21 protein-coding genes, 1 pseudogene and 1 riboswitch are annotated in these 19,634 nt (G+C 63.8%); of the genes and pseudogenes, 18 read left to right on the plus strand and 4 right to left on the minus strand.

Going from position 1 to position 19,634, the window contains the following annotated elements; translation table 11 throughout:
• Nucleotide 1 precedes the first annotated feature (1 nt).
• From ACPJXG_RS23675 to ACPJXG_RS23725, 11 genes are all read left to right on the plus strand, one after another.
• Entirely contained in the window at nt 2–556 is a 555-nt protein-coding gene (locus ACPJXG_RS23675; protein ID WP_219311688.1) for a histidine phosphatase family protein, read from the plus strand.
• Between the two features lie 44 nt (nt 557–600).
• Nucleotides 601–842: riboswitch (cobalamin riboswitch) on the plus strand.
• 10 nt (nt 843–852) lie between these two features.
• A complete protein-coding gene (locus ACPJXG_RS23680; RefSeq protein WP_425252515.1) occupies nt 853–2,832 on the plus strand; it encodes a TonB-dependent receptor domain-containing protein in 1,980 nt (659 codons plus the stop codon).
• Between the two features lie 88 nt (nt 2,833–2,920).
• On the plus strand, nt 2,921–3,946 hold the full coding sequence (locus ACPJXG_RS23685) for a FecCD family ABC transporter permease (RefSeq protein ID WP_425252516.1): 1,026 nt from the start codon (nt 2,921–2,923) through the stop codon (nt 3,944–3,946).
• A 7-nt stretch (nt 3,947–3,953) separates the two neighbouring features.
• Nucleotides 3,954–4,727 (plus strand): ABC transporter ATP-binding protein, encoded by a 774-nt coding sequence (locus ACPJXG_RS23690; protein ID WP_425252517.1) that lies wholly within the window; start codon nt 3,954–3,956, stop codon nt 4,725–4,727.
• On the plus strand, nt 4,724–5,356 hold the full coding sequence (gene cobO / locus ACPJXG_RS23695; RefSeq protein ID WP_035824906.1) for a cob(I)yrinic acid a,c-diamide adenosyltransferase: 633 nt from the start codon (nt 4,724–4,726) through the stop codon (nt 5,354–5,356). Before ACPJXG_RS23690 ends, cobO begins: the two co-directional genes overlap by 4 nt.
• A gap of 7 nt (nt 5,357–5,363) precedes the next feature.
• On the plus strand, nt 5,364–5,930 hold the full coding sequence (gene cobU, locus ACPJXG_RS23700) for a bifunctional adenosylcobinamide kinase/adenosylcobinamide-phosphate guanylyltransferase (protein WP_035824904.1): 567 nt from the start codon (nt 5,364–5,366) through the stop codon (nt 5,928–5,930).
• Nucleotides 5,924–6,877: an adenosylcobinamide-phosphate synthase CbiB gene (cbiB, locus tag ACPJXG_RS23705; protein WP_425252518.1), complete on the plus strand. Its 954-nt coding sequence runs from the start codon at nt 5,924–5,926 to the stop codon at nt 6,875–6,877. The genes cobU and cbiB overlap by 7 nt, the downstream gene beginning before the upstream one ends.
• The gene (gene cobD / locus ACPJXG_RS23710; RefSeq protein WP_425252519.1) at nt 6,870–7,856 is read left to right on the plus strand and encodes a threonine-phosphate decarboxylase CobD; all 987 of its coding nucleotides are present in this window, start codon (nt 6,870–6,872) and stop codon (nt 7,854–7,856) included. Before cbiB ends, cobD begins: the two co-directional genes overlap by 8 nt.
• Entirely contained in the window at nt 7,853–8,764 is a 912-nt protein-coding gene (locus ACPJXG_RS23715) for a cobalamin-binding protein (protein ID WP_425252520.1), read from the plus strand. Before cobD ends, ACPJXG_RS23715 begins: the two co-directional genes overlap by 4 nt.
• Nucleotides 8,761–9,570 (plus strand): ABC transporter substrate-binding protein, encoded by an 810-nt coding sequence (locus ACPJXG_RS23720; RefSeq protein ID WP_425252521.1) that lies wholly within the window; start codon nt 8,761–8,763, stop codon nt 9,568–9,570. The genes ACPJXG_RS23715 and ACPJXG_RS23720 overlap by 4 nt, the downstream gene beginning before the upstream one ends.
• Entirely contained in the window at nt 9,567–11,021 is a 1,455-nt protein-coding gene (locus ACPJXG_RS23725) for a cobyric acid synthase (RefSeq protein WP_425252522.1), read from the plus strand. Before ACPJXG_RS23720 ends, ACPJXG_RS23725 begins: the two co-directional genes overlap by 4 nt.
• 66 nt (nt 11,022–11,087) lie before the next feature.
• Here the strand turns inward: ACPJXG_RS23725 and ACPJXG_RS23730 are convergent, their stop codons facing one another.
• Together ACPJXG_RS23730 and ACPJXG_RS23735 are read right to left on the minus strand one after the other, a co-directional pair.
• Nucleotides 11,088–12,242 carry a hypothetical protein gene (locus tag ACPJXG_RS23730; RefSeq protein ID WP_425252523.1) on the minus strand — a complete coding sequence of 385 codons (1,155 nt, stop codon included), beginning with the start codon at nt 12,240–12,242 and terminating at the stop codon, nt 11,088–11,090.
• Between the two features lie 116 nt (nt 12,243–12,358).
• Nucleotides 12,359–13,330 (minus strand): helix-turn-helix domain-containing protein, encoded by a 972-nt coding sequence (locus ACPJXG_RS23735; protein WP_219311708.1) that lies wholly within the window; start codon nt 13,328–13,330, stop codon nt 12,359–12,361.
• A gap of 168 nt (nt 13,331–13,498) precedes the next feature.
• On the opposite strand from ACPJXG_RS23735, the gene ACPJXG_RS23740 reads away from it, so the two are divergent.
• The 7 genes and pseudogenes from ACPJXG_RS23740 (at nt 13,499) to yacG (ending at nt 18,924) form a co-directional block, all read left to right on the plus strand.
• Nucleotides 13,499–14,971: a DHA2 family efflux MFS transporter permease subunit gene (locus ACPJXG_RS23740; RefSeq protein WP_225243832.1), complete on the plus strand. Its 1,473-nt coding sequence runs from the start codon at nt 13,499–13,501 to the stop codon at nt 14,969–14,971.
• Nucleotides 14,972–15,257: 286 nt separating this feature from the next.
• Nucleotides 15,258–15,545 (plus strand): annotated as a pseudogene (locus ACPJXG_RS23745) (type II secretion system F family protein); the annotation flags it as partial.
• Nucleotides 15,546–15,880: 335 nt separating this feature from the next.
• Nucleotides 15,881–16,255 (plus strand): type II secretion system F family protein, encoded by a 375-nt coding sequence (locus ACPJXG_RS23750; protein WP_425252524.1) that lies wholly within the window; start codon nt 15,881–15,883, stop codon nt 16,253–16,255.
• 107 nt (nt 16,256–16,362) lie between these two features.
• On the plus strand, nt 16,363–17,232 hold the full coding sequence (locus ACPJXG_RS23755) for a prepilin peptidase (RefSeq protein ID WP_425252525.1): 870 nt from the start codon (nt 16,363–16,365) through the stop codon (nt 17,230–17,232).
• 22 nt (nt 17,233–17,254) lie between these two features.
• Nucleotides 17,255–17,896 (plus strand): dephospho-CoA kinase, encoded by a 642-nt coding sequence (gene coaE, locus ACPJXG_RS23760; protein WP_425252526.1) that lies wholly within the window; start codon nt 17,255–17,257, stop codon nt 17,894–17,896.
• A gap of 62 nt (nt 17,897–17,958) precedes the next feature.
• Nucleotides 17,959–18,714, plus strand: coding sequence for a cell division protein ZapD (gene zapD, locus ACPJXG_RS23765; RefSeq protein ID WP_035824877.1), 756 nt, complete (start codon nt 17,959–17,961; stop codon nt 18,712–18,714).
• Between the two features lie 18 nt (nt 18,715–18,732).
• Nucleotides 18,733–18,924, plus strand: coding sequence for a DNA gyrase inhibitor YacG (gene yacG, locus ACPJXG_RS23770; protein WP_034748814.1), 192 nt, complete (start codon nt 18,733–18,735; stop codon nt 18,922–18,924).
• Between the two features lie 23 nt (nt 18,925–18,947).
• Here yacG and ACPJXG_RS23775 read toward each other — a convergent pair whose 3' ends face one another.
• Nucleotides 18,948–19,364: a hypothetical protein gene (locus tag ACPJXG_RS23775; RefSeq protein WP_402720249.1), complete on the minus strand. Its 417-nt coding sequence runs from the start codon at nt 19,362–19,364 to the stop codon at nt 18,948–18,950.
• 12 nt (nt 19,365–19,376) lie between these two features.
• Nucleotides 19,377–19,586: a FitA-like ribbon-helix-helix domain-containing protein gene (locus ACPJXG_RS23780; protein WP_035824872.1), complete on the minus strand. Its 210-nt coding sequence runs from the start codon at nt 19,584–19,586 to the stop codon at nt 19,377–19,379.
• Nucleotides 19,587–19,634 lie beyond the last annotated feature (48 nt).

A 19,634-nucleotide genomic window follows, 5' to 3' on the forward strand; every position in this document is an offset into this window, starting at 1 on the left:
CATGCGCCTGATCCTCGTTCGCCACCCCACGCCGCAAGTCACCAGCGGCACCTGCTATGGCCGCAGCGACGTGGCGGTGGCGCCGCACGAAATGGCCACGGTGCGCGCCAGCCTGCAAGCGACTTTGCCGGCCGGCGTACCGCTCTACGCCAGTCCGCTGCGCCGCTGCGCCGGCCTGGCGACAGCCTTGGCGCAAGACCTGCCTTCCAGCGTCCTGCGCCTTGACGCGCGGCTGGCCGAGATGGATTTCGGCGCGTGGGAAATGCAGCCCTGGCACGCGATTGCGCGCGCGGACATCGATGCCTGGGCGGCCGACCTGGCCTGGTACCGCCCCGGTGGAGGCGAGAATGTGCTGGCGATGGCCACCCGTGTCGATGCGTTTTTAGGCGACCTGTTGCGCGAACAACACGAAACGGCCATCCTCATCTGCCATGCGGGCACCATCCGCCTGCTGTCGGCACTGCAAGCCCGGCTGCCATTGGAGGAAGCGGCTCTGCTGGCCGCCCGTTCCGCCCATAAAATCGCCTACGGTGCGACGGTCGTCGTCGATTTCTGATATCGAATCGTCCAGCCAGCCATTTCAGTCCACGCCTGCTGCACGTATAATGGCGGGGTTTTGGTGCCCGCGTTCATGTCCATGAGCGCAGTTAAACGGGAAACACGATGCCGCAGTCGCGGCGAACGTGTGCTGCCCCCGCAACGGTAAGCAAGTGTCGCCCCTCGCAACAGGAAGCGGGCGACAAGCTATCTCTGACAACCACTGTGCTTGCAATCATCGAGCATGGGAAGGTGGGATAGCGGTACTTGCCAGCCCGGATACCGGCCAGGACAGGTGGAAGTGTGCGAACGGGGATGTTCGCGATCCGAATGGCCCATGGCCATCTTCGATCGTCATCTTCAGTTCCCACTTCTGTTCAATCTGGCCTACGGGGACGTCGGCTGGTTGCATATTACTTACTGAAAACTATCATGACCCATGCTGTTTCCCGCCACGCGGCGCTCACGTCGCTCGCGCTAGCCATTGCCGCGCCTGCCGCTTTCGCCCAAGCCACGCCAGACACCTTCGATCCCATCGTCGTTACCGCCAACCGCTACCCGCAGCACCTGAGCGAAGTATTGAGCGATACGCAAACCATCAGCTCGGAAGACATCGCGCGCTCGGGCGCCGGTACGCTGATCGATCTGCTGCAAAAGCAGCGCGGCATTGAAGTCAATCGCAATGGCGGCCCAGGCACCAGTTCGAGCGTATTCATTCGCGGCGCGAACGGCAACCAGAATATCGTGCTGGTCGATGGTGTACGTATCGGCTCCGCCACATCTGGCACTGCCAACTGGAGCGCCCTGCCTCTGTCGAGCATCGACCACGTTGAAATCGTCTACGGCCCACTGAGCACCATGTATGGCGCCGATGCCGTCGGCGGCGTGATCCAGATCTTTACCAAGAAAGGCGACGGCGCGACGCGCTTTTCCGCCTTCGCCGGCTACGGCCGCGACAACACCCGCCAGCTGGAAGCCAGCGTTGCCGGCTCTACCGGTGGCAACAACAGTTTCAGCTACGCGCTGACCGCGGGCAAGGAAAAATCGGATGGCTATTCCGCCACCAAACCTGGTAATTTTTCCTATAACGGCGATAAAGACGGCTACGACAAGGAAAGCGTCAGCGGCCAGTTTGGCTACCAGATGGCCAAGGGACATGACGTCGGCCTGGTTTTCCTGAACAGCAAACTGGATGCACAATTCGATGCGGGCTTGAACTTCGACGCGCGCAACTACAATAAGCAGGAAAGCATTTCGGTCTTCACGAAGAACCAGTTCTTGCCGAACTGGACCAGCGAGCTGCGCTACGCAGAATCGAAGGATAAACTGACCGCAGTATCCGCCGCAGGCACCTCCGGCAGAAGCCAGTTCGACACCAAGCAAACTGACATCAGCTGGCAAAACGATATTCTCCTCGGCCGCGACACCCTGCAACTGCTGGGTGAATACCGTGACGAAGACGTCGTGAGCTCGCTCGAAGGCCTGTCCGGCGGACGCAATACAAAGTCTTTCGCGGCATCGTACAACCTGGTGCGCGGCGCTCATCTGGCCAGCATCAGCGGCCGTCGCGACGACAGCTCGGTGTACGGGACGCACAACACGGGCAGCGTCGCCTATGGCTACCGTTTCAGCAACGCCTTGCGCGCCAGCGCCAGCTATGGCACCAGCTTCCGCGCACCGTCCTTCAACGATCTGTACTACCCTGGTTTTGGCATCCCCACGAACAAGCCAGAAAAAGGCCGCAATGCTGAAATTGGATTGCACTACAACGACGGCCAATCGCAACTGAGCGCGATCTACTATCATAACAAGATTACCGATATGATCAACTATGTATCGGCTTGCCCAGTTATTGGATGGAAACCAGGCTATGGCTGCAGCACGAATGTCGACAAAGCTCTGCTCGAAGGCGTGACACTGGCTGGCGCGCATAAATTCGGTGCCTTCAACGTCAGCGGCAATATCGACCTGCAAGATCCGCGCAATGAATCGCTCGACAAGCAACTGGCGCTCCGCGCAAAAAAACACGCCAATTTCGCTGTCGATTACACGACCGGTCGCTTGACCGCCGGTACGGAATGGCAGTTGTCGGGCAAACGTTTTGCAGATCTCGCCAACACAAGCACTCTCGGTGGCTATGGCTTGCTGAACCTGTACACCACCTACCAGTTCGCGCGTGACTGGTCGGTGCTGGCACGCTGGAACAACATCACCAACAAAGACTATGAACTGAGCCGTTTCTACGCGACGCCACGCTCGAACCTCTTCGTTGGCGTACGCTACGGCATGAAATAAGCACCTAGTAATGATGTAAGCTGCGGGCGATGGCATGCCGCCGTCGCCCGCAGATGCAGTTCTGCAGTCCCCGTTTTTAAGGCAGTACATGCACCCATTTTTCCGCAATATGCGCCACCGCGCCACCGTGATCCTCACGGTGCTGATCGTGTGCGCGATTGCCAGCCTGATTTTCTCCGGCATGATCGGTTCGATCGCGATCCCGCTCGCCGACCTGCCTTCCGCCCTGTTCCATGTCGTGCAGGGCAAGGCCGACACTCTCGCCGCCACCTTGCTTGACCTGCGCCTGGGCCGCGCGCTGACCGCCTTTGTCACGGGCGCGGCGCTGTCGCTGGCCGGCGTCATGATGCAGGCGCTGCTGCGCAATCCCCTGGCCGACCCGTACGTGCTGGGCATTTCCGCCGGCGCCTCCGTCGGCGCACTGGCCGCATTGCTGTTCATGTGCGCGCTGTGGGTGGTCGACGCGGCCGCCTTTGCCGGCGCCGTCGGCGTGTCCATGCTGCTGTATTTTTTTGCCCGGCGCGACCTGCGCGGCGGCACGGCGGCCGAAGGCGGCGCCTCGCTTTTGCTGCTGACGGGCGTGATCCTGGCCTCGGCCTGCATGGCCATCGTCACCCTGATGCTGTCCATCGCCCCGGAAAGCCGCTTGCGCAGCATGGTGTTCTGGATGATCGGCGATCTGTCCGGCGCACCTGCACGGCTGATGCCATGGCTGGTCCTGGCCGGCGCCCTGGTCTTCGCCTTGCGCTGCGCGCGCTCGCTGAACGTCATGGCGCTGCATGCGGAAGCGGCCAGCACCCTGGGCGTGCGCGTGGGCGCGCTGCGCAAGGGCCTGTTCTTCTGCTCCGGCCTGCTCACGGCCAGCGCCGTCACCAGCGCCGGCAGCGTGGGTTTCGTCGGCCTGATCGTGCCGCATGCGCTGCGCTTTGCCTGCGGTCCCGATCATCGCCTGCTGATACCGGCCGCCGCGCTGGCCGGCGGCACCTTCCTCGTGCTGGCCGATACCTTGGCGCGCACCGTGCTGGCGCCATTGCAGTTGCCCGTCGGCGTGGTCACGGCCATGATAGGTGCGCCCGTCTTCCTGTACCAATTGCACCGCTTGCGCAGGGGATGAAAAAGGCATGATACGTACTTACCAACTCGGCCTGAAGGCGGGCACGCGCTGCCTCGTGGAAAACCTCATCTGGCACATCAGGGATGGCGAATGCTGGAGCGTGATCGGCCGCAATGGCGCCGGCAAAAGCACCTTGCTGCGCACCCTGGCCGGCTTGCGCGAACCGGATACGGGCCACGTGACGATACAGGGCCGCGCCCTGATCGACTGGCCGCTCGACGCACTGGCGCGCGAACGGGCTTTCCTGGCGCAGGCGCGCCACGACGCGTTCTCGTACCGCGTCATCGAAACCGTGCTGTCGGCGCGCCACCCGTATCACGACAACCATTACTGGGAAGGCAGCGACGACCAGCGCATCGCCCTGGCGGCGCTGGCCTCGATGGAAGTGGAACACCTGGCCGAGCGCGATGTGCGCAGCCTGTCCGGCGGCGAGCGCCAGCGCGTGGCGATCGCCGCCATGCTGGCGCAGGACACGCCCTTGCTGCTGCTCGACGAACCGGCCAATGCGCTCGACCTGGCGCACCAGGTCAGCGTCATGGGCCTGCTGTCGAAACTGTGCCGCGAACAGAATAAAACCGTGGTGATGGTGGGGCATGACCTGAACCTGGCGCACAGCGTCTCGACCCATGCGCTGCTGCTGATGGGCGACGGCGGCTGGCTGGCCGGTCCCGTGGCCGACGTGATGCAGGCATCCATCCTGAGCGACTACCTGGGCCACCCGATCGAGATCATCGAGCACGGCAAACGCAAGATATTCATACCAAAAGAGGATCAACAATGAACGATAACAAACCCGTCGACGCGGACACCGCCGCCATCAATGAGCGCCACCGCGTGCGCATGGAGAGAAAAAAGGCCATCATCGATGCGGCCATCGCCAAGGCCGACAAGGAAATCGGCATCATCATCGTCAACACGGGCAATGGCAAGGGCAAGAGTTCGAGCGGCTTCGGCATGGCCATCCGCGCCATGGGCCATGGCATGAAAGTGGGCGTGGTGCAGTTCATCAAGGGCGCCATGTCGACGGGCGAAGAAAAATTCCTGCGCCGCTTCCCCGACGAAATCAGTTTTCATGCGATGGGCGAAGGCTATACCTGGGAAACGCAGAACCGCGAGCGCGACATCGAAAAAGCCGAACTGGCATGGGAGCAGGCGAAGACCTTCCTGGCCGACCCCAGCTACGGCCTGGTGCTGTTCGACGAACTCAATATCGCGCTCAAGTACAACTACCTCGACGTGCATAAAGTCATCGCCGACCTGCTGGAACGCCCGGCCATGCAGCACGTGGTCATCACGGGCCGCGGCGCGCCCGATGAATTGATCGCAATCGCCGACACGGTCACCGAAATGGCCGTCGTCAAGCATGCGTATGCGGCCGGCATCGGCGCACAAATCGGCACCGAGTGGTAACAGCGCCATGACGCGCACCCTGGTCTTCGGCGGCGCCCGTTCCGGCAAGAGCGCCCATGCGGAAAAGCTGGCCCGCGAGTCCGGCAAGGAGGTACTCTACCTCGCCACCGCGCAGGCGGGCGACGGCGAGATGGCCACGCGTATCACGCATCACCGTGCGCAGCGCCCGGCCGGGTGGGTGACTATCGAAGAACCGCTGCGCCTGGGTGACGCCATCCTGCGGGAAGCACGGCCCGGCCGCCTGCTGCTGGTCGACTGCCTGACCCTGTGGCTGACGAACCTGATGTTTTCCAGCGGCGAGACGTATCCGGACGTGGGCGACATCGCCCTGCCCGAACTGTTCCACAGCGAGCGCGCGCACCTGCTGTACGCGCTGGCGGAAATCGAAGACACAGCTTGCGACATTGTGCTCGTATCGAATGAAGTGGGCATGGGCATCGTGCCCTACGGCGCCATTTCGCGCTGCTTCACCGATGAAGCGGGCCGCTTGAACCAGGCCGTGGCGGCCGTCTGCGACAAGGCTGTCTTTGTCGCCGCCGGCCTGCCCCTGCACCTGAAAGGTGGCCCATGCTGAGCGGGCTGTCGCTGCCCATGCTGGCCGCCTTGATGACGGCCGGCGTGCTGCTCGACCTGCTGCTGGGAGAAACGCGCCGCTGGCATCCGCTGGTCGGCTTTGGCCGCTTCGCCAGCGCTCTGGAACGCCTGCTGAACCGGGGCCGTGGGCGTTTGCTGCGCGGCGCGCTGGCGTGGTCGCTGGCCGTGCTGCCCATCAGCTATGCCGCCTACTGGCTGTGCGGCCTGGCCGGTGCCGCCCTGCACGTCTTCTTGCTGTATCTATGCCTGGGCTTGCGCAGCCTGCGCGACCACAATCAGCCGATCGCCGACGCCCTGGCCATCGATGACCTGGACAACGCACGTCTGCTGACGGCGCGCATCGTCAGCCGCGACACGGCCAATGCCGATGCGGCCAGCCTGGCCAAGGCCAGCACGGAATCCCTGCTGGAAAACGGCAACGACGCCGTCTTTGGCACCCTGTTCTGGTTTGCCGTGGCTGGCGGCCCAGGCGCCATCCTGTTCAGGCTAGCGAATACCCTCGACGCCATGTGGGGCTACCGCAACGAGCGCTACGACTGGTTCGGCTGCTGCGCCGCGCGCATCGACGACGTCTTGAATTACCTGCCGGCGCGCCTGACGGCCCTGTCGTATGTCTTGCTGGGCAAGAGCATGACGGACAAAAAACGCGCCTGGCACTGCTGGCGCACGCAGGCGCCCAACTGGGGCAGTCCGAACGCGGGCCCCGTGATGGCCAGCGGCGCCGGGGCCCTGGGCCTGGCTTTGGGCGGCGACGCCATTTACGACGGCGAGCTGGAACGCCGCCCGCCTCTGGGCAGCGGCCGCCCCGCCGAAGCGCGCGACATCGACCGCGCCTGGCGCCTGGTGGCCGAGACGGCCGTGTTGTGGCTGATCTGGATGGCGCTGCTGGCGGGCCTGTTCTACCTGAAGGGGAAATACCTTGCTTGAACATGGCGGCAACCTGCGCGACGCCGCGCGCGAATATGGACGGCCCATCGCCGACTGGATCGACCTGTCGACGGGCATCAACCCGCACTGGTATACAGCGCCAGCACCCGACGCCAATGCCTGGCACCGGCTGCCGGAAGCCGATCCCGCGCTGGCCGCTGCCGCCTGCGCGTACTACGACGCGCCGGCCATGCTGCCGGTCGCCGGCACGCAAGCTGCCATCCAGGCCCTGCCCCGGCTGCGCGCACCGTCGCGCGTGGTGGTGGCCGCGCCATCGTACGCGGAACACGCGCACCACTGGGGCCAGCACGGTCACGAATTGCGACAAGTGCCGTATGCGCGGCTGGCCGATGCCGTCGACCACTGCGAGGTACTGGTCATCTGCAACCCGAACAACCCCACGGGTGAGCGCATCGCTCCCGCACTGCTGCTGGAATGGGCGGGCAAGCTGGCCGCGCGCGGCGGCTGGCTGGTGGTCGACGAAGCGTTTGGCGATACGGAAGCGCAAGCCAGCCTCGGGCCGCACACAGGCCAGCCGGGCCTGATCGTGCTGCGCTCGGTGGGCAAATTCTTTGGCCTGGCGGGACTGCGCCTGGGTTTTGTCGCCGCCCATCCCGCCCTGCTGGTGCAACTGGCCGACATGCTGGGGCCGTGGAGCGTCAGCGGCCCGGCGCAGCAGGTGGCGCTGGCTGCGCTCACCGACACGCACTGGCAGGAAGCGATGCGCGAACGCCTGCGCGGCGAAGGCGTCCGCTTGCATCAGTTATTGGCCGCGCACGGCATCGCCAGCAGCGGCACGGCGCTGTTTCAGTGGTGGCCGGAAGCACGCGCCGAAACGTTCTGGCGCCACATGGCGGAAGCAGGCATCTGGGTGCGCCTGTTCCGCCACGCGGCCCACGGCATCCGCCTGGGCCTGCCCCCCGACGAACACGCCTGCCTGCGCCTGCAGCAGGCCCTCACCACATGGAAGCACACATGAAAATCCTGAAAATATCGCTGCTGCTGGCTGGCCTGGTCTCGCTGCAAACACACGCCGCCATCACCGTGCGCGACGACGACGGCAATACCGTCACTGTGGAAAAGCCGGCGCAGCGCATCCTGGCGCTGGCGCCGCATGTGACGGAGCTGCTGTTCGCGGCCGGCGGCGGCGAGAAGATCGCCGGCGTCGTCAGCTACAGCGACTATCCGGAAGCGGCAAAGAAGATCACGCAAGTGGGCGACAACCGCCAGTACGACATGGAACGCATCATAGCCATGAAGCCGGACCTGATCGTCGTGTGGATGCATGGCAGCGCCGAACGCCAGATCGCCATGCTGCGCCAGTTGAAGGTGCCCATCTATCACAGCGAACCGCGCAAGCTGGCCGACATCCCCGACAGCATGGAACGCCTGGGCCAGTTGATGGGCACGGAGAAAACCGCCAAACCGGCAGCCGCCCAGCTGCGCGCCAAACTGGCCAGCTTGACGGCGCAATACGCTCAGCGCCCGCCCGTGCGCGTGTTTTACCAAGTTTGGGATAAGCCTTTGTATACCTTGAGCGGCGCGAGCATCATCAGCGACTCGATGCGCCTGTGCGGCGGCCAGAATGTGTTCGCCGCGATGAAGGTGGTGGCGCCCGTCGTCACCCCGGAAGGCGTGCTGCAGGAAGATCCGGAAGTCATCTTCGGCACCAGTGAAAAAAGCGATCCGCGCAGCGAAGGCGGCCTGGCCATGTGGCGCGCCTTCCCGTCGATGACGGCCGTGCGCAAAAATAACCTGTTCCGCCTGAATGGCGATTTGCTGAACCGCGCCGGCCCGCGCATGATCGACGGCACGGCCGCCATGTGTGAACAGCTGGAAGTGGCGCGCCAGCGCCGCACCGCTCCTGCAGCCAAGGCGGCGCAGTGAGCCACGCTGTGAGTCACTACCAGCGCATCGCCTGTTTGTCGACGGAAGCCGTGGAGACGCTGTATGCGCTGGGCGCGGAAGACGTCATCGCCGGCATCTCCGGCTTTACCGTGCGCCCTCCCCGCGCGCGCGAGGAAAAGACCAAGATCAGCGGCTTTTCGTCCACGAACCTGGAACGTATCCTGGCAGTGAAGCCGGATCTCGTGATCGGTTTTTGCGACATGCAGGCCGATATCTGCCGCGACCTGGTCAAGGCCGGCATCGAAGTGCACCAGTTCAACCAGCGCACGGTGGAGGGCATCCTGCGCATGATCGCCGTGCTGGCGGCGCTGGTGCAGCGCGAAGAAGCGGGCAAAGTACTGATCGCCAGCCTGCGCGCCGACATCGCCGCCGCCCGCACCCGCGCCGCCGCCTGGCTGCGCAAGCCCGTGATGTACTTTGAAGAGTGGAACGATCCCCTGATGAGCGGTATCGGCTGGGCGGCGGAACTGATCGAGATCGCCGGCGGCGCGGACGCCTTTCCGGAATTGTCCGCACATCCCGGCGCGAAGGAACGCATCATCGCCGATCCTTTGGCCGTCGTGACGCGCGCGCCCGACATCATCCTCGCCAGCTGGTGCGGCAAAAAGTTCCAGCCGGCGCAGCTGGCGGCACGCCCGGGCTGGGATGCGATTCCCGCCGTGAGAAACCAGATGCTGTTCGAGATCAAGTCGCCTGACATCCTGTCACCCGGCCCTGCGGCGATTACCGAAGGGCTGCGCCAGATCAGCGACATCATCGCAGCCTGGCAAGAGCAGCAAACATGAAGAGTCCCTTTCCCGCCCTGATGGTGCAAGGCACGACGTCCGACGCGGGCAAGAGCACCGTCGTCGCAGCCCTGTGCCGATTATTGAAGCGCCGTGGCGTAACCGTAGCGCCGTTCAAGCCGCAAAACATGGCCTTGAATAGCGCCGTGACGAGCGATGGCGGCGAGATCGGCCGCGCGCAAGCCCTGCAAGCGCTGGCCTGCGGCATCGCGCCGCACACGGACATGAATCCGGTGCTCTTGAAACCGTCATCGAACACGGGGGCGCAAGTGATCATCCATGGCAAGGTGCGCGCCGAGATGGATGCACGCGACTACCAGCAATATAAAACCATCGCCATGGGCGCCGTACTGGAATCATACGCGCGCTTGCGCCAGCAGTACGACGCCGTCGTCGTCGAAGGCGCGGGCAGCCCGGCAGAAGTGAACCTGCGCGCGCGCGACATCGCCAACATGGGCTTCGCCGAAGCCGTCGACTGCCCCGTTATTTTAGTGGCCGACATCGACCGTGGCGGCGTCTTCGCGCACATCATCGGCACCCTGGCGTGTTTGTCCGACAGCGAGCGGGCGCGTATCGCCGGCTTCGTCATCAACCGCTTCCGCGGCGATATCTCGCTGCTGCAGCCGGGCATCGAGTGGCTCGAGCAGCAGACTGGCAAACCCGTGCTGGCCGTGCTGCCCTATCTGCACGGCCTGTTTCTCGACGCGGAAGACGCCGTCGAAGCGATGCAGGCCGAACGGGGCGCCTTCAAGGTGGTGGTGCCGCAACTGCCGCGCATCAGCAACCATACGGACTTCGACGCGCTGCGCGCCCACCCCGAGGTCGACCTGCAATTCATCCAGCAAGGGCAGCCGATTCCAGCGGCCGACCTGGTGATCCTGCCTGGCAGTAAAAACACGCGTGGCGACCTGGCCTGGCTGCAGCAGCAAGGCTGGCCCGCCTACCTGGCCAAACACCTGCGCTACGGCGGCAAGGTGCTCGGCATCTGCGGCGGCTTCCAGATGCTGGGGCAAAGCGTGCGCGATCCGCTGGGCGTGGAAGGCGCGGCGGGAGAGTCAACGGCGCTGGGATTGCTGGACATGGTGACGGAACTGACAAGCGAAAAACGCCTGGAACAGGTGAGCGGCCGCTGCGCGTTTGCCGGCGCGGCCGATGTGCCCGTCGCAGGCTATGAAATCCACATGGGCGTCTCGCATGGCGCGGCGCTGGCGCAGCCGGCCTTTGTCATCGATGGGAGGCCGGAAGGCGCAGTGTCGGGTGACGGCCAAATCCTCGGCAGCTATTTGCACGGCATGTTCGATACGCCCGCCGCGTGTTCGGCGCTACTGCGCTGGGCCGGGCTGGACTCCGGCCACACGGTGGACACGGCCGCCCTGCGCGAGGCCAGCCTGGAGCGGATTGCCGACGCGGCGATGCCGTTGATGGATGCGCTGGAACGGCTGCCACGCTGATGGCGGTGTCGGGTTACGCCGTACCGGCTAACCCGACCTACTCACACAGGAACGTGGCAGCACCCCTTAATTTTTCAGGCACGTGCCCATATACGAGCGGTCGGTCGAGAATTCGACCGCCATGCTCGACGACACCGGCATGAACATCGAATAATCCGCCGGCACGTCGGCGGGGTCCTTGAACACGGCGATGCCATCGAAATCGACGGCCTGCGCGCCCAGGCCCAGCTTGTTGACGGTGATGGTTTCGGCGTGCGTCTTGCCAGCGGTGTTGTTGGTGATGGTGGCGGTGCTGCCTGCCACCACGATCTTCGCGCTGATGCCCGGCGCAGCGCAAGCATAACTGCCGGCGATTTCGGTGCCGATCTTTTGCTGTTTGGCCGCCACGATGGTGCCCACGCGCAGCACGTTCTGCTGGTTGCGGCTGTAGCGGTCGATGAACAGCGCCAGCCCACGGTCGCCAGCGTGCACGTGCACGATGCCGAAGTCCTGGTCACCCTGGCGGGCGACGAGCAAGCCATTCTTCGCATCCTTGACCAGGGTCAGGCTGGCGTTTTCCGCTTCCAGCTGCGGCGATACCGCGGAACACACGCCTTGCGCATTGAACACGCCGCCATTGCACAGTTGCGCGCTGCCATCGGCCGCCACCTTGAGACTGCCTTTCGGATTGAAACGGTCGCCGCCGTTCGAGGCATTGCGCATGGCGCCCAAGAAGATATAGCTGCCGGCCAGCTTGGCCACGTCCGTGGCGGCATAGCCGCTGCCGCTGACATTGGAATTCATGTTGCCCAGTTTCACAGTCCCTGTCAGCAAGCGCGTGCGCGCGTCGACACTCAGGCTCAGGTCGGTGCCGGCATAGGTCGTGATATTGCCGGTGGTGGTGGCGCTGAACGTGCCGCTGCGGTCGACCAGGCCGAACTGCGTCGACAGCACCTTGACGTTGAAGGTTTTTTTGGCGCTGTCGAACGTGATGCGCCACGTGTCGCCGATATCGGCGGCCACGTCATACACGCTTTCATCGGCGCTGGCGCCGGCGATGACGCTCAGGCCAGCCTGCTTGGCCACGGCTTCCGATGCCACCGTCACGCTGTCGACGGGAACGACGGGAGGCGTGACCACGACGGGCGGCGTGACGGGTGCTTCCGGCGTGCCGCCATCGCTGCCGCCACCGCATGCGGACAGGGCCGCGCCAAACAAAACGATCGAAATTGCATTCTTCATCAGTGACCTTCCAGGATTGCGGGACAAATTGCGAATGACACAGGACTCGCAACGACAACGCTCATGCTAGATCCGGCTGGAAGTTATTACTATAGGACAATTGTTCTATGGACTTTCTACGGCAACATCTCGGTCAGCACAGTCAGCGCCGCCGCCAGCGCCGTCTTGTTGCCGACATCGAGCTTGGCATATACGCTGTGCAACTGATTCCTGACGGTGGCCGGCGATACCCCTTGTTGCCGGGCAATATCCTTGTAACTGAGGCCGGTGGCCGCCAGGCGCGCCACAGCGCTTTCGACGCCGGTCAGCGACCGCCCCGCCGGGCGCTGCGCCAGTTGGATATACAGGTAGCCGCCCAGTTCCGTCACTTGCGCCACCAGGGTTTTGCCCGTGTAGCGGCCGAGGCCAGGGCGCCGCAATTCTGTAACAAAGTCCGCCGGCAACATGGGCGGGTCCCATTCGGGCCACTCCCGCTGCAGCATGTCGGCGGCAATCGGCTCCATATATTGCAGGCAGCCGTTCAGGCTGGCCAGCAAGCGGACACTGCCGGGTGACGGCTGCGTATCCGTTGCCAGGAACAAACGGCTGTTGATCGCCTGCGCCTGGGTCAGGTGCGGCAACAACAGGTTGCCCAGTTCAATCTCAGTAGCGGAATAGGCGCGTTCCGGCCCTGCCCGCCACAAGGCAATCAAGTCCAGGTTGGCATGGTGGGTGGCCGGTGAGATCAGCACCATGCTGTGGGCAATCGCATACTTCCTGCAGTAGGCATGCAAGTCCAGGTAGCGCCGATCGATCTCTGCCGACGCCATCGTCACGCAGCGGCCGCGCGAACGGCAGGCATCGGCCAGGATCGTGTCCGGGCTGACGAGCGCCTTGCGGTCCGCCAGTTTCTCTATCGGTTGCTGATACATGTGCAGGCTGTGCAACGAAATCGCCATGTCAGGAGAAAAAGAGGCGGCGATGATGGCGGCGGAATCGAAGGAAAGCGCCTGCCTCAGCATGTCGAGCGCCTGTCCCTGGAACTCGCCCGTCGTGCATTCCTGCGCACTGCCATACAGATTCAGGATCAGGTGATTCAATTCTCTCATCGTACCGAGTCCGTTTTCATCCAGGAATGGCGGCATTGTGCTGCGCGGCAAGAGGCATGTCAACATAGCAATTATGGCCAAGCAGAGGGCACGGACGGCACGCCTGCGCCATTTATGTGACAATTCGTCGTACTGTCGGCTCCGTTTTTCCTCCTCAGGCTCGCATCCATGACCAGTTCCCCGATTAAAAGCTACCTTCCCTGGGTGGTCGCCACCGCCCTGTTCATGGAGCAACTCGACTCCACCATCGTCAACACCGCCATCCCCGCCATGGCTGCCAGCCTCAACGTGACGCCGCTGAGCCTGAAGGCCGTCGTCACCAGCTACATCCTGAGCCTGGCCGTGTGCATTCCCATCAGCGGCTGGATGGCCGACCGCTTCGGCACGCGGCGCGTGTTTTCCGCCGCCGTTGCCATCTTTACCCTCGCCTCCATCCTGTGCGGCCTGTCCGTGAATGCGCCCATGCTGGTGGCCGCGCGCCTGCTGCAAGGGGTGGGCGCGGCCATGATGATGCCGGTGGGCAGGCTCACCATCATCCGCACCTTTCCCAAGTCGCAATTGCTGGCGGCCATGAATTTCGTCATCATCCCCGCCCTGATCGGTCCCCTGCTGGGACCCACGGTGGGCGGGCTGATCGTGCACTGGCTGTCGTGGCGCGAGATTTTCTTCGTCAACGTGCCTGTCGGCTTGGTGGCGCTGTACCTGGCGCACCGCTACATGCCCGATTATTACGGCGACAAGCCCCGTCCGCTGGACCTGATCGGCCTGGTGCTGTTCGGCACGGGCATCGCGCTGCTGTCATGGCTGCTGGAAATCTTTGGCGAGCACCGCATCGACGGCACCTCGTTTGCCGTGCTGCTGTTCATTTCCATCAGCCTGCTGGCCGCGTATGCCTGGCATTCGAGCGAAGTGCTGCACCCGCTGCTGCGCCTGACCCTGTTCAAGATCCGCACCTTCCGCGTCTCCGTCGTGGGCGGCTTCGTCACGCGCCTGGGCGTGGGCGGCCTGCCCTTCCTCTTGCCGCTGCTGTACCAGCTGGGCCTGGGCTTGCCCGCCTGGCAATCCGGCTTGCTGATGATGCCGTCGGCCGCGGCCGCCATGGGCATGAAATTCATTTCCGCGCGCGTGCTGGCACGCTTCGGCTACCGCCAGGTACTGATCGTCAACACCGTGCTGATCGGCGTCACCATCGCCATGTTTTCACAGGTAAGCGTGGGCACGCCCCTGTACGTGATCGTCGCCATCAGCCTGTGCATGGGCTTTTTCAATTCGCTGCAGTTTTCCAGCATGAACACCATCGCGTATGCCGACGTCGACAAGAGCGATTCGAGCATGGCCAGCACCATCGCCAGTTCGATGCAGCAACTGTCGATGAGCTTTGGCCTCGCCTTCGGTTCGCTGATCACGGGCTGGTACCTGGGCGACATGCCGCAGTCGGACCGCGCCATGCTCAGCACGGCACTGCACCATACTTTCCTGACCCTTGCCGCGCTGACGGTGCTGTCTTCGCTGACCTTCTGGACCTTGCGCCGCGACGATGGCGAAAGCATCAGCAAGGGCACGGACAGCGACGAGGACGATGCGGCCGACGTGAAAGCCCAGGCCGTTGTCCAGACGGAAGTGCAAACCACGAAAGGCTGAGCCACATCAAGCTTGCCGCCAGCGCCGCTGGCGCTTTGGCCTGCCACTGCTACCGTGACGGCAGGAGGTGCACATGGCGGCCGAGCGGCGCTTTGCGTGGAAGGGCACGGACCGCCATGGCAAGGCGGTCGATGGCGTCTTGCGCGCCGCCGACGCCAGCGCTGCCAAGGCCGCGCTACGACGCCAGGGCATCCTCGCGAAGCGGGTGCAGGCTGCGCGCAGCGCGCCCGGCAAAACCATCACGCGCAAGGATATCGCCCTGTTCACGCGCCAGTTGTCGACCATGATGGCGGCCGGCGTGCCGCTGCTGCACGCCTTCGACATCGCCGGCAAGGGCCACGCCAAACCGGCCGTCACCGAGCTGATGCGCGACTTGCGCCACGACATCGAAGCGGGCAGCAGCCTGCAGCAGGCGTTCCGCCAGTTCCCCTTGCTGTTTGACGAACTGTATTGCAACCTGCTGGCGGCCGGCGAACAGGCGGGCATCGTGCAGGAATTGCTGGCGCGCCTGGCCACGCACCAGGAAAAAGCCATCACTCTGCGGCGGCAGGTGCGCGGCGCGCTGATGTATCCGCTCGTCATCGTGCTCGTCGCCATCGTCGTCACGGCCATCATCATGAGCGTGGTCGTGCCCGCTTTCCGCCAGGTTTTCGACAGTTTCGGCGCACCGTTGCCATTGCCTACCCTGCTCGTCATGGGCGTGTCCGCCTTTGTTGTCCGCTACTGGCTGGCCTTGCTGGCGGCGCTGCTGCTCGCTTGCCTGCTGCTGCACCTGGCCTGGCGCCGCTGGCCTGGCGCCGCTGGCCCGATTTACGGCGCAACACGCAACTGCGGGCGCTGCGCCTGCCCGTCTTCGGTCCGCTCTTGCGCAAGGCGGCAATCGCCCGCTGGACACGCACCCTGGCGGCCATGTTCGCCGCCGGCGTGCCGCTGCTTGACTCGCTCGGCCTGGTGGGCGCCGCCTCCGGCCACCCGCTGTACCAGGAAGCGACGACGCGCATCGAACGCGAAATCCGCGCCGGCGGCAGCCTGGCCCTGGCCATGGAACACAGCGCCGTGTTTCCCCCGCTGCTGACGCAGCTGGCCCTGATCGGTGAGGAATCGGGCGCGCTCGACGCCATGCTGTCGCGCGCGGCCGACATCATCGAGGCCGACATCGACGCCACCGTGGCCACCCTTTCCACGCTGCTGGAGCCGGCGCTGATGGTCGTGCTGGGCGTGCTCGTCGGTTCCCTCGTGATCGCTCTGTATTTGCCGATTTTCAAGCTGGGGGCGGTGATTTGACCATACACCCTGCGCAAAACGTCCCCAGGCATCGGCAGATGTTTTACACTGCGGCAGTGCCAGGCAATGTTTGCGCGGCAACACTCATCACCTCAGACTAGTCCACCATGCTGCAAGATACCCTGCTGTTCGCCGCGCCCGGCAATCTGCCCGTCGCCCTCGCCGCCGCCCTGTTCGGCCTGATCGTCGGCAGTTTCCTGAACGTGGTGATCCACCGCGTGCCGAAAATGATGCAGCGCGAATCCGATAATTACGTGGCGGAAGAAAGCGGCTTGCCCTTGCCGCACACGGACCGCTACAACCTGATGCTGCCTCATTCGAACTGCACCGCTTGCGGCCACCGCATCACGGCCATGGAAAACATCCCCGTCCTCAGTTACCTGCTGCTGCGCGGCAAGTGCAGCGCCTGCAAGGCGCCCATCTCCGTGCGCTACCCGATGGTGGAAGTGCTGACGGGCGCCCTGTCGGCCCTGTTGATCTGGCACTTCGGCAGCGGCTGGACCGGTCTTGCCACACTCGTGTTTGCCTGGCTGCTGATCGCCATGACCTTCATCGATGCCGATACGCAAATGCTGCCGGACGACCTCACCTTCCCCCTGCTGTGGGCGGGACTGCTGGTCAATATCAACGGCACTTTCGTGCCGCTGCAAGAGGCCGTCATCGGCGCGGCCGCCGGCTACCTGGCCCTGTGGGGCGTGTACTGGGCCTTCAAACTGGCGACAGGCAAGGAGGGAATGGGCTATGGTGACTTCAAATTGCTGGCGGCGCTCGGTGCGTGGCTGGGCTGGACCATGCTGCCGACGATCATCCTGTTGTCGTCGCTGGTGGGCGCCGTGGTCGGCATCGGCCTGATCGTGTTTGCCAAGCGCGGGCGCGACAAGCCGATTCCGTTCGGCCCCTACCTGGCCGCCGCGGGTTTCATCGCCCTGCTGTACCGCACGCCCATGTCACAACTGACGCTGGGCCTGGCCGGCTGATGGCCTTCCTTTGGAAACATACATGCACATACAAAACTATTTCAGCGTCGGTCTCACGGGCGGCATCGGTTGCGGCAAAAGCACGGTGGCCGACATGTTCGCCGCGCGCGGCGCTTCCATCGTCGACACCGACCAGATCGCGCACAGCCTGACGGCGCCAAACGGTGCGGCCATGCCGGCCCTGGTGGCGGAATTCGGCGCCGACTATGCGGACGCGCGCGGCGCCCTCGACCGTACCAAAATGCGCAACCTCGTGTTTTCCGACGCCGCCGCCAAGGCCAGACTGGAAGCCATCCTGCACCCGCGCATCCGCCAGGCCACCCTGGCGGCGGCCGAAGCAGCGACGGGCAGCTACGTGATCTTTGCCGTGCCCCTGCTGGTCGAGTCCGGCGGCTGGGTGGAGCGGGTCAACCGGGTGCTGGTCATCGATTGCCTGGAAAGCCTGCAAGTGTCGCGCGTGATGGCGCGCAATGGCTTATCGGAAGAACAAGTCAAAGCCATCATGGCCACGCAGGCAACGCGCGCCATGCGCCTGGCGGCAGCGGACGATGTGATCGACAACAATGGCGATTTGGCGTCCCTGGAACCGCAGATTGCCCAGTTGCACGATTTATATCTGGCATTTTCAAAAAGAATGGCCGGAATGGCCCCGCAACGTTTGTAATTTGTCGACGCTTGGTTCAAAATCACGGGATTGTTTGCAGGTCCTTACTTAAGGGAATTATTTTGATTGTCTACGAATACCCTTTCAACGAACGCATACGTACCTTGTTGCGGCTGGAAGACCTGTACGACAAATTCAAGTTCTTCATCCAGCAAGAACATGCAATGCAGCACCATGTTGCCTTGGCAACTATTTTCGATATGCTCGAAGTGGCCGGCCGCGCCGACCTGAAGTCCGACCTGCTGCAGGAACTCGAACGCCAGCGCCAAAGCCTGCTCGGCTACCGCAGCAATCCGAATGTGGAACCGGAAACCCTCGATGCCATCCTCGCTGAACTCGACAGTGTCAGCGGCGCCCTGGTGGCGGCGCAGGGAAAGACGGGACAGAATATCCGCGACAATGAATGGCTGATGAGCATCCGCGGCCGCACCATCATTCCGGGCGGCGCCTGCGAATTCGACTTGCCGTCGTATTTTGCCTGGCAAAAACGCAGCTCGGAACAGCGCCTGACCGATATCCACGCGTGGTTCGCCCCGCTGGCACCGCTGTTCGATGCGCTGGCCCTCGTATTGCGCCTGCTGCGCGATTCCGGCGGACCCGTTAAACTGATCGCCAATGGCGGCAGCTACCAGCAAATGCTGCAAGGCAAGGTGTACCAGATGCTGCGCCTGAGCCTGGATGAAAACAGCGGCGCCATCCCGGAAATTTCCGCCAACAAATACATGCTGTGGGTACGCTTCACCACCCAGGGCGGCGACTTGAAACCCAAGCCGCTGGAAGAAGATGTCCCGTTCGAGCTCACGCTCTGTAATTTTTAACTGTTACTTATTTGCCCCATCATGACCGTCGTTAACTGCCCTACCTGTGCCGCCAAAGTCGAATGGACTGAAGCCAACAAATTCCGCCCCTTCTGCTCGGAACGCTGCAAGCAGATCGACCTGGGTGCCTGGGCCGAAGAGAAATACACGATCCCCGCCGCCGACCCGTTTGAAGATCCCCTCGCGGACGAAGACAACAAGCCGCAGTAAGCCCTAATAAGCCACCATAAGCCTCAAATAAACGGATTTTCCAGGCGCAGTCCCTGCGCCGCGAAACTGTCGAGCCTGCCGCTAACCACCGTCAAGCCATAGGCGATGCCCATCGCCGCGATCTGCCTATCGACGCCGTGCGCGTGGCCACGGCCATGCAGGCGCGCGCACACGAGCGCGCAATCGAGGTCGAATTCCAGCAGCCGCGGCGCATATTCCGCCAGCACGGCTTCCAGCCAGCCTTCCAGCGCCAGTGCTTCCAGCGCCGCCTCGCGCCGCCAGCTGCACTGTATCCCTGCGCGCAATTGCGCGATCACCTGCACCGGCACATAGCGCATCTCCGGCGCCACCCGCTCGAAAAAACCGGCCACGCCCGCCGGCACGGCGCTGCCCTTGCGCGCAGCAACGATCACATCGGCATCGAGCAGATAGCCGGGCATCAGCGTGGCGATTCAGGAGCGGCGCTCGAAATCCGCATCCAGCCCCACGTCGGGCATGCTGCGCAAAATATCGTCGAGCGGGCGCTTCGGCAGGGGACGCAAGGCGCTGCGCAGGATGTCGCGGTGCTCGTCCTCGATGCTGCGCCCATGCGCGCGGGCACGCTTGTGCAAGGCGGCGATCAGCAATTCATCGGTATCGGTAAAGGTCAGTGTCAGCGGCATGCGAGACTCCCCGGTGCGTGATGGAAGCACTGTAGCGCAAAGCGCGCG

This window comes from Janthinobacterium sp. NFX145, assembly GCF_049810325.1.
Taxonomy (GTDB): Bacteria; Pseudomonadota; Gammaproteobacteria; order Burkholderiales; family Burkholderiaceae_D; genus Janthinobacterium; species Janthinobacterium rivuli.

Coding starts and splice junctions, on each gene's coding strand:
- ACPJXG_RS23725 (WP_425252522.1), top strand. CDS start 9,567: ATGAAGAGTCCCTTTCCCGCCCTGATGGTGCAAGGCACGACGTCCGAC.
- ACPJXG_RS23685 (WP_425252516.1), top strand. CDS start 2,921: ATGCACCCATTTTTCCGCAATATGCGCCACCGCGCCACCGTGATCCTC.
- ACPJXG_RS23750 (WP_425252524.1), top strand. CDS start 15,881: ATGTTCGCCGCCGGCGTGCCGCTGCTTGACTCGCTCGGCCTGGTGGGC.
- ACPJXG_RS23675 (WP_219311688.1), top strand. CDS start 2: ATGCGCCTGATCCTCGTTCGCCACCCCACGCCGCAAGTCACCAGCGGC.
- cbiB (WP_425252518.1), top strand. CDS start 5,924: ATGCTGAGCGGGCTGTCGCTGCCCATGCTGGCCGCCTTGATGACGGCC.
- ACPJXG_RS23740 (WP_225243832.1), top strand. CDS start 13,499: ATGACCAGTTCCCCGATTAAAAGCTACCTTCCCTGGGTGGTCGCCACC.
- ACPJXG_RS23735 (WP_219311708.1), bottom strand. CDS start 13,330: ATGAGAGAATTGAATCACCTGATCCTGAATCTGTATGGCAGTGCGCAG.
- coaE (WP_425252526.1), top strand. CDS start 17,255: ATGCACATACAAAACTATTTCAGCGTCGGTCTCACGGGCGGCATCGGT.
- cobO (WP_035824906.1), top strand. CDS start 4,724: ATGAACGATAACAAACCCGTCGACGCGGACACCGCCGCCATCAATGAG.
- ACPJXG_RS23755 (WP_425252525.1), top strand. CDS start 16,363: ATGCTGCAAGATACCCTGCTGTTCGCCGCGCCCGGCAATCTGCCCGTC.
- ACPJXG_RS23780 (WP_035824872.1), bottom strand. CDS start 19,586: ATGCCGCTGACACTGACCTTTACCGATACCGATGAATTGCTGATCGCC.
- ACPJXG_RS23715 (WP_425252520.1), top strand. CDS start 7,853: ATGAAAATCCTGAAAATATCGCTGCTGCTGGCTGGCCTGGTCTCGCTG.
- ACPJXG_RS23680 (WP_425252515.1), top strand. CDS start 853: ATGTTCGCGATCCGAATGGCCCATGGCCATCTTCGATCGTCATCTTCA.
- ACPJXG_RS23775 (WP_402720249.1), bottom strand. CDS start 19,364: ATGCCCGGCTATCTGCTCGATGCCGATGTGATCGTTGCTGCGCGCAAG.
- ACPJXG_RS23690 (WP_425252517.1), top strand. CDS start 3,954: ATGATACGTACTTACCAACTCGGCCTGAAGGCGGGCACGCGCTGCCTC.
- cobU (WP_035824904.1), top strand. CDS start 5,364: ATGACGCGCACCCTGGTCTTCGGCGGCGCCCGTTCCGGCAAGAGCGCC.
- ACPJXG_RS23730 (WP_425252523.1), bottom strand. CDS start 12,242: ATGAAGAATGCAATTTCGATCGTTTTGTTTGGCGCGGCCCTGTCCGCA.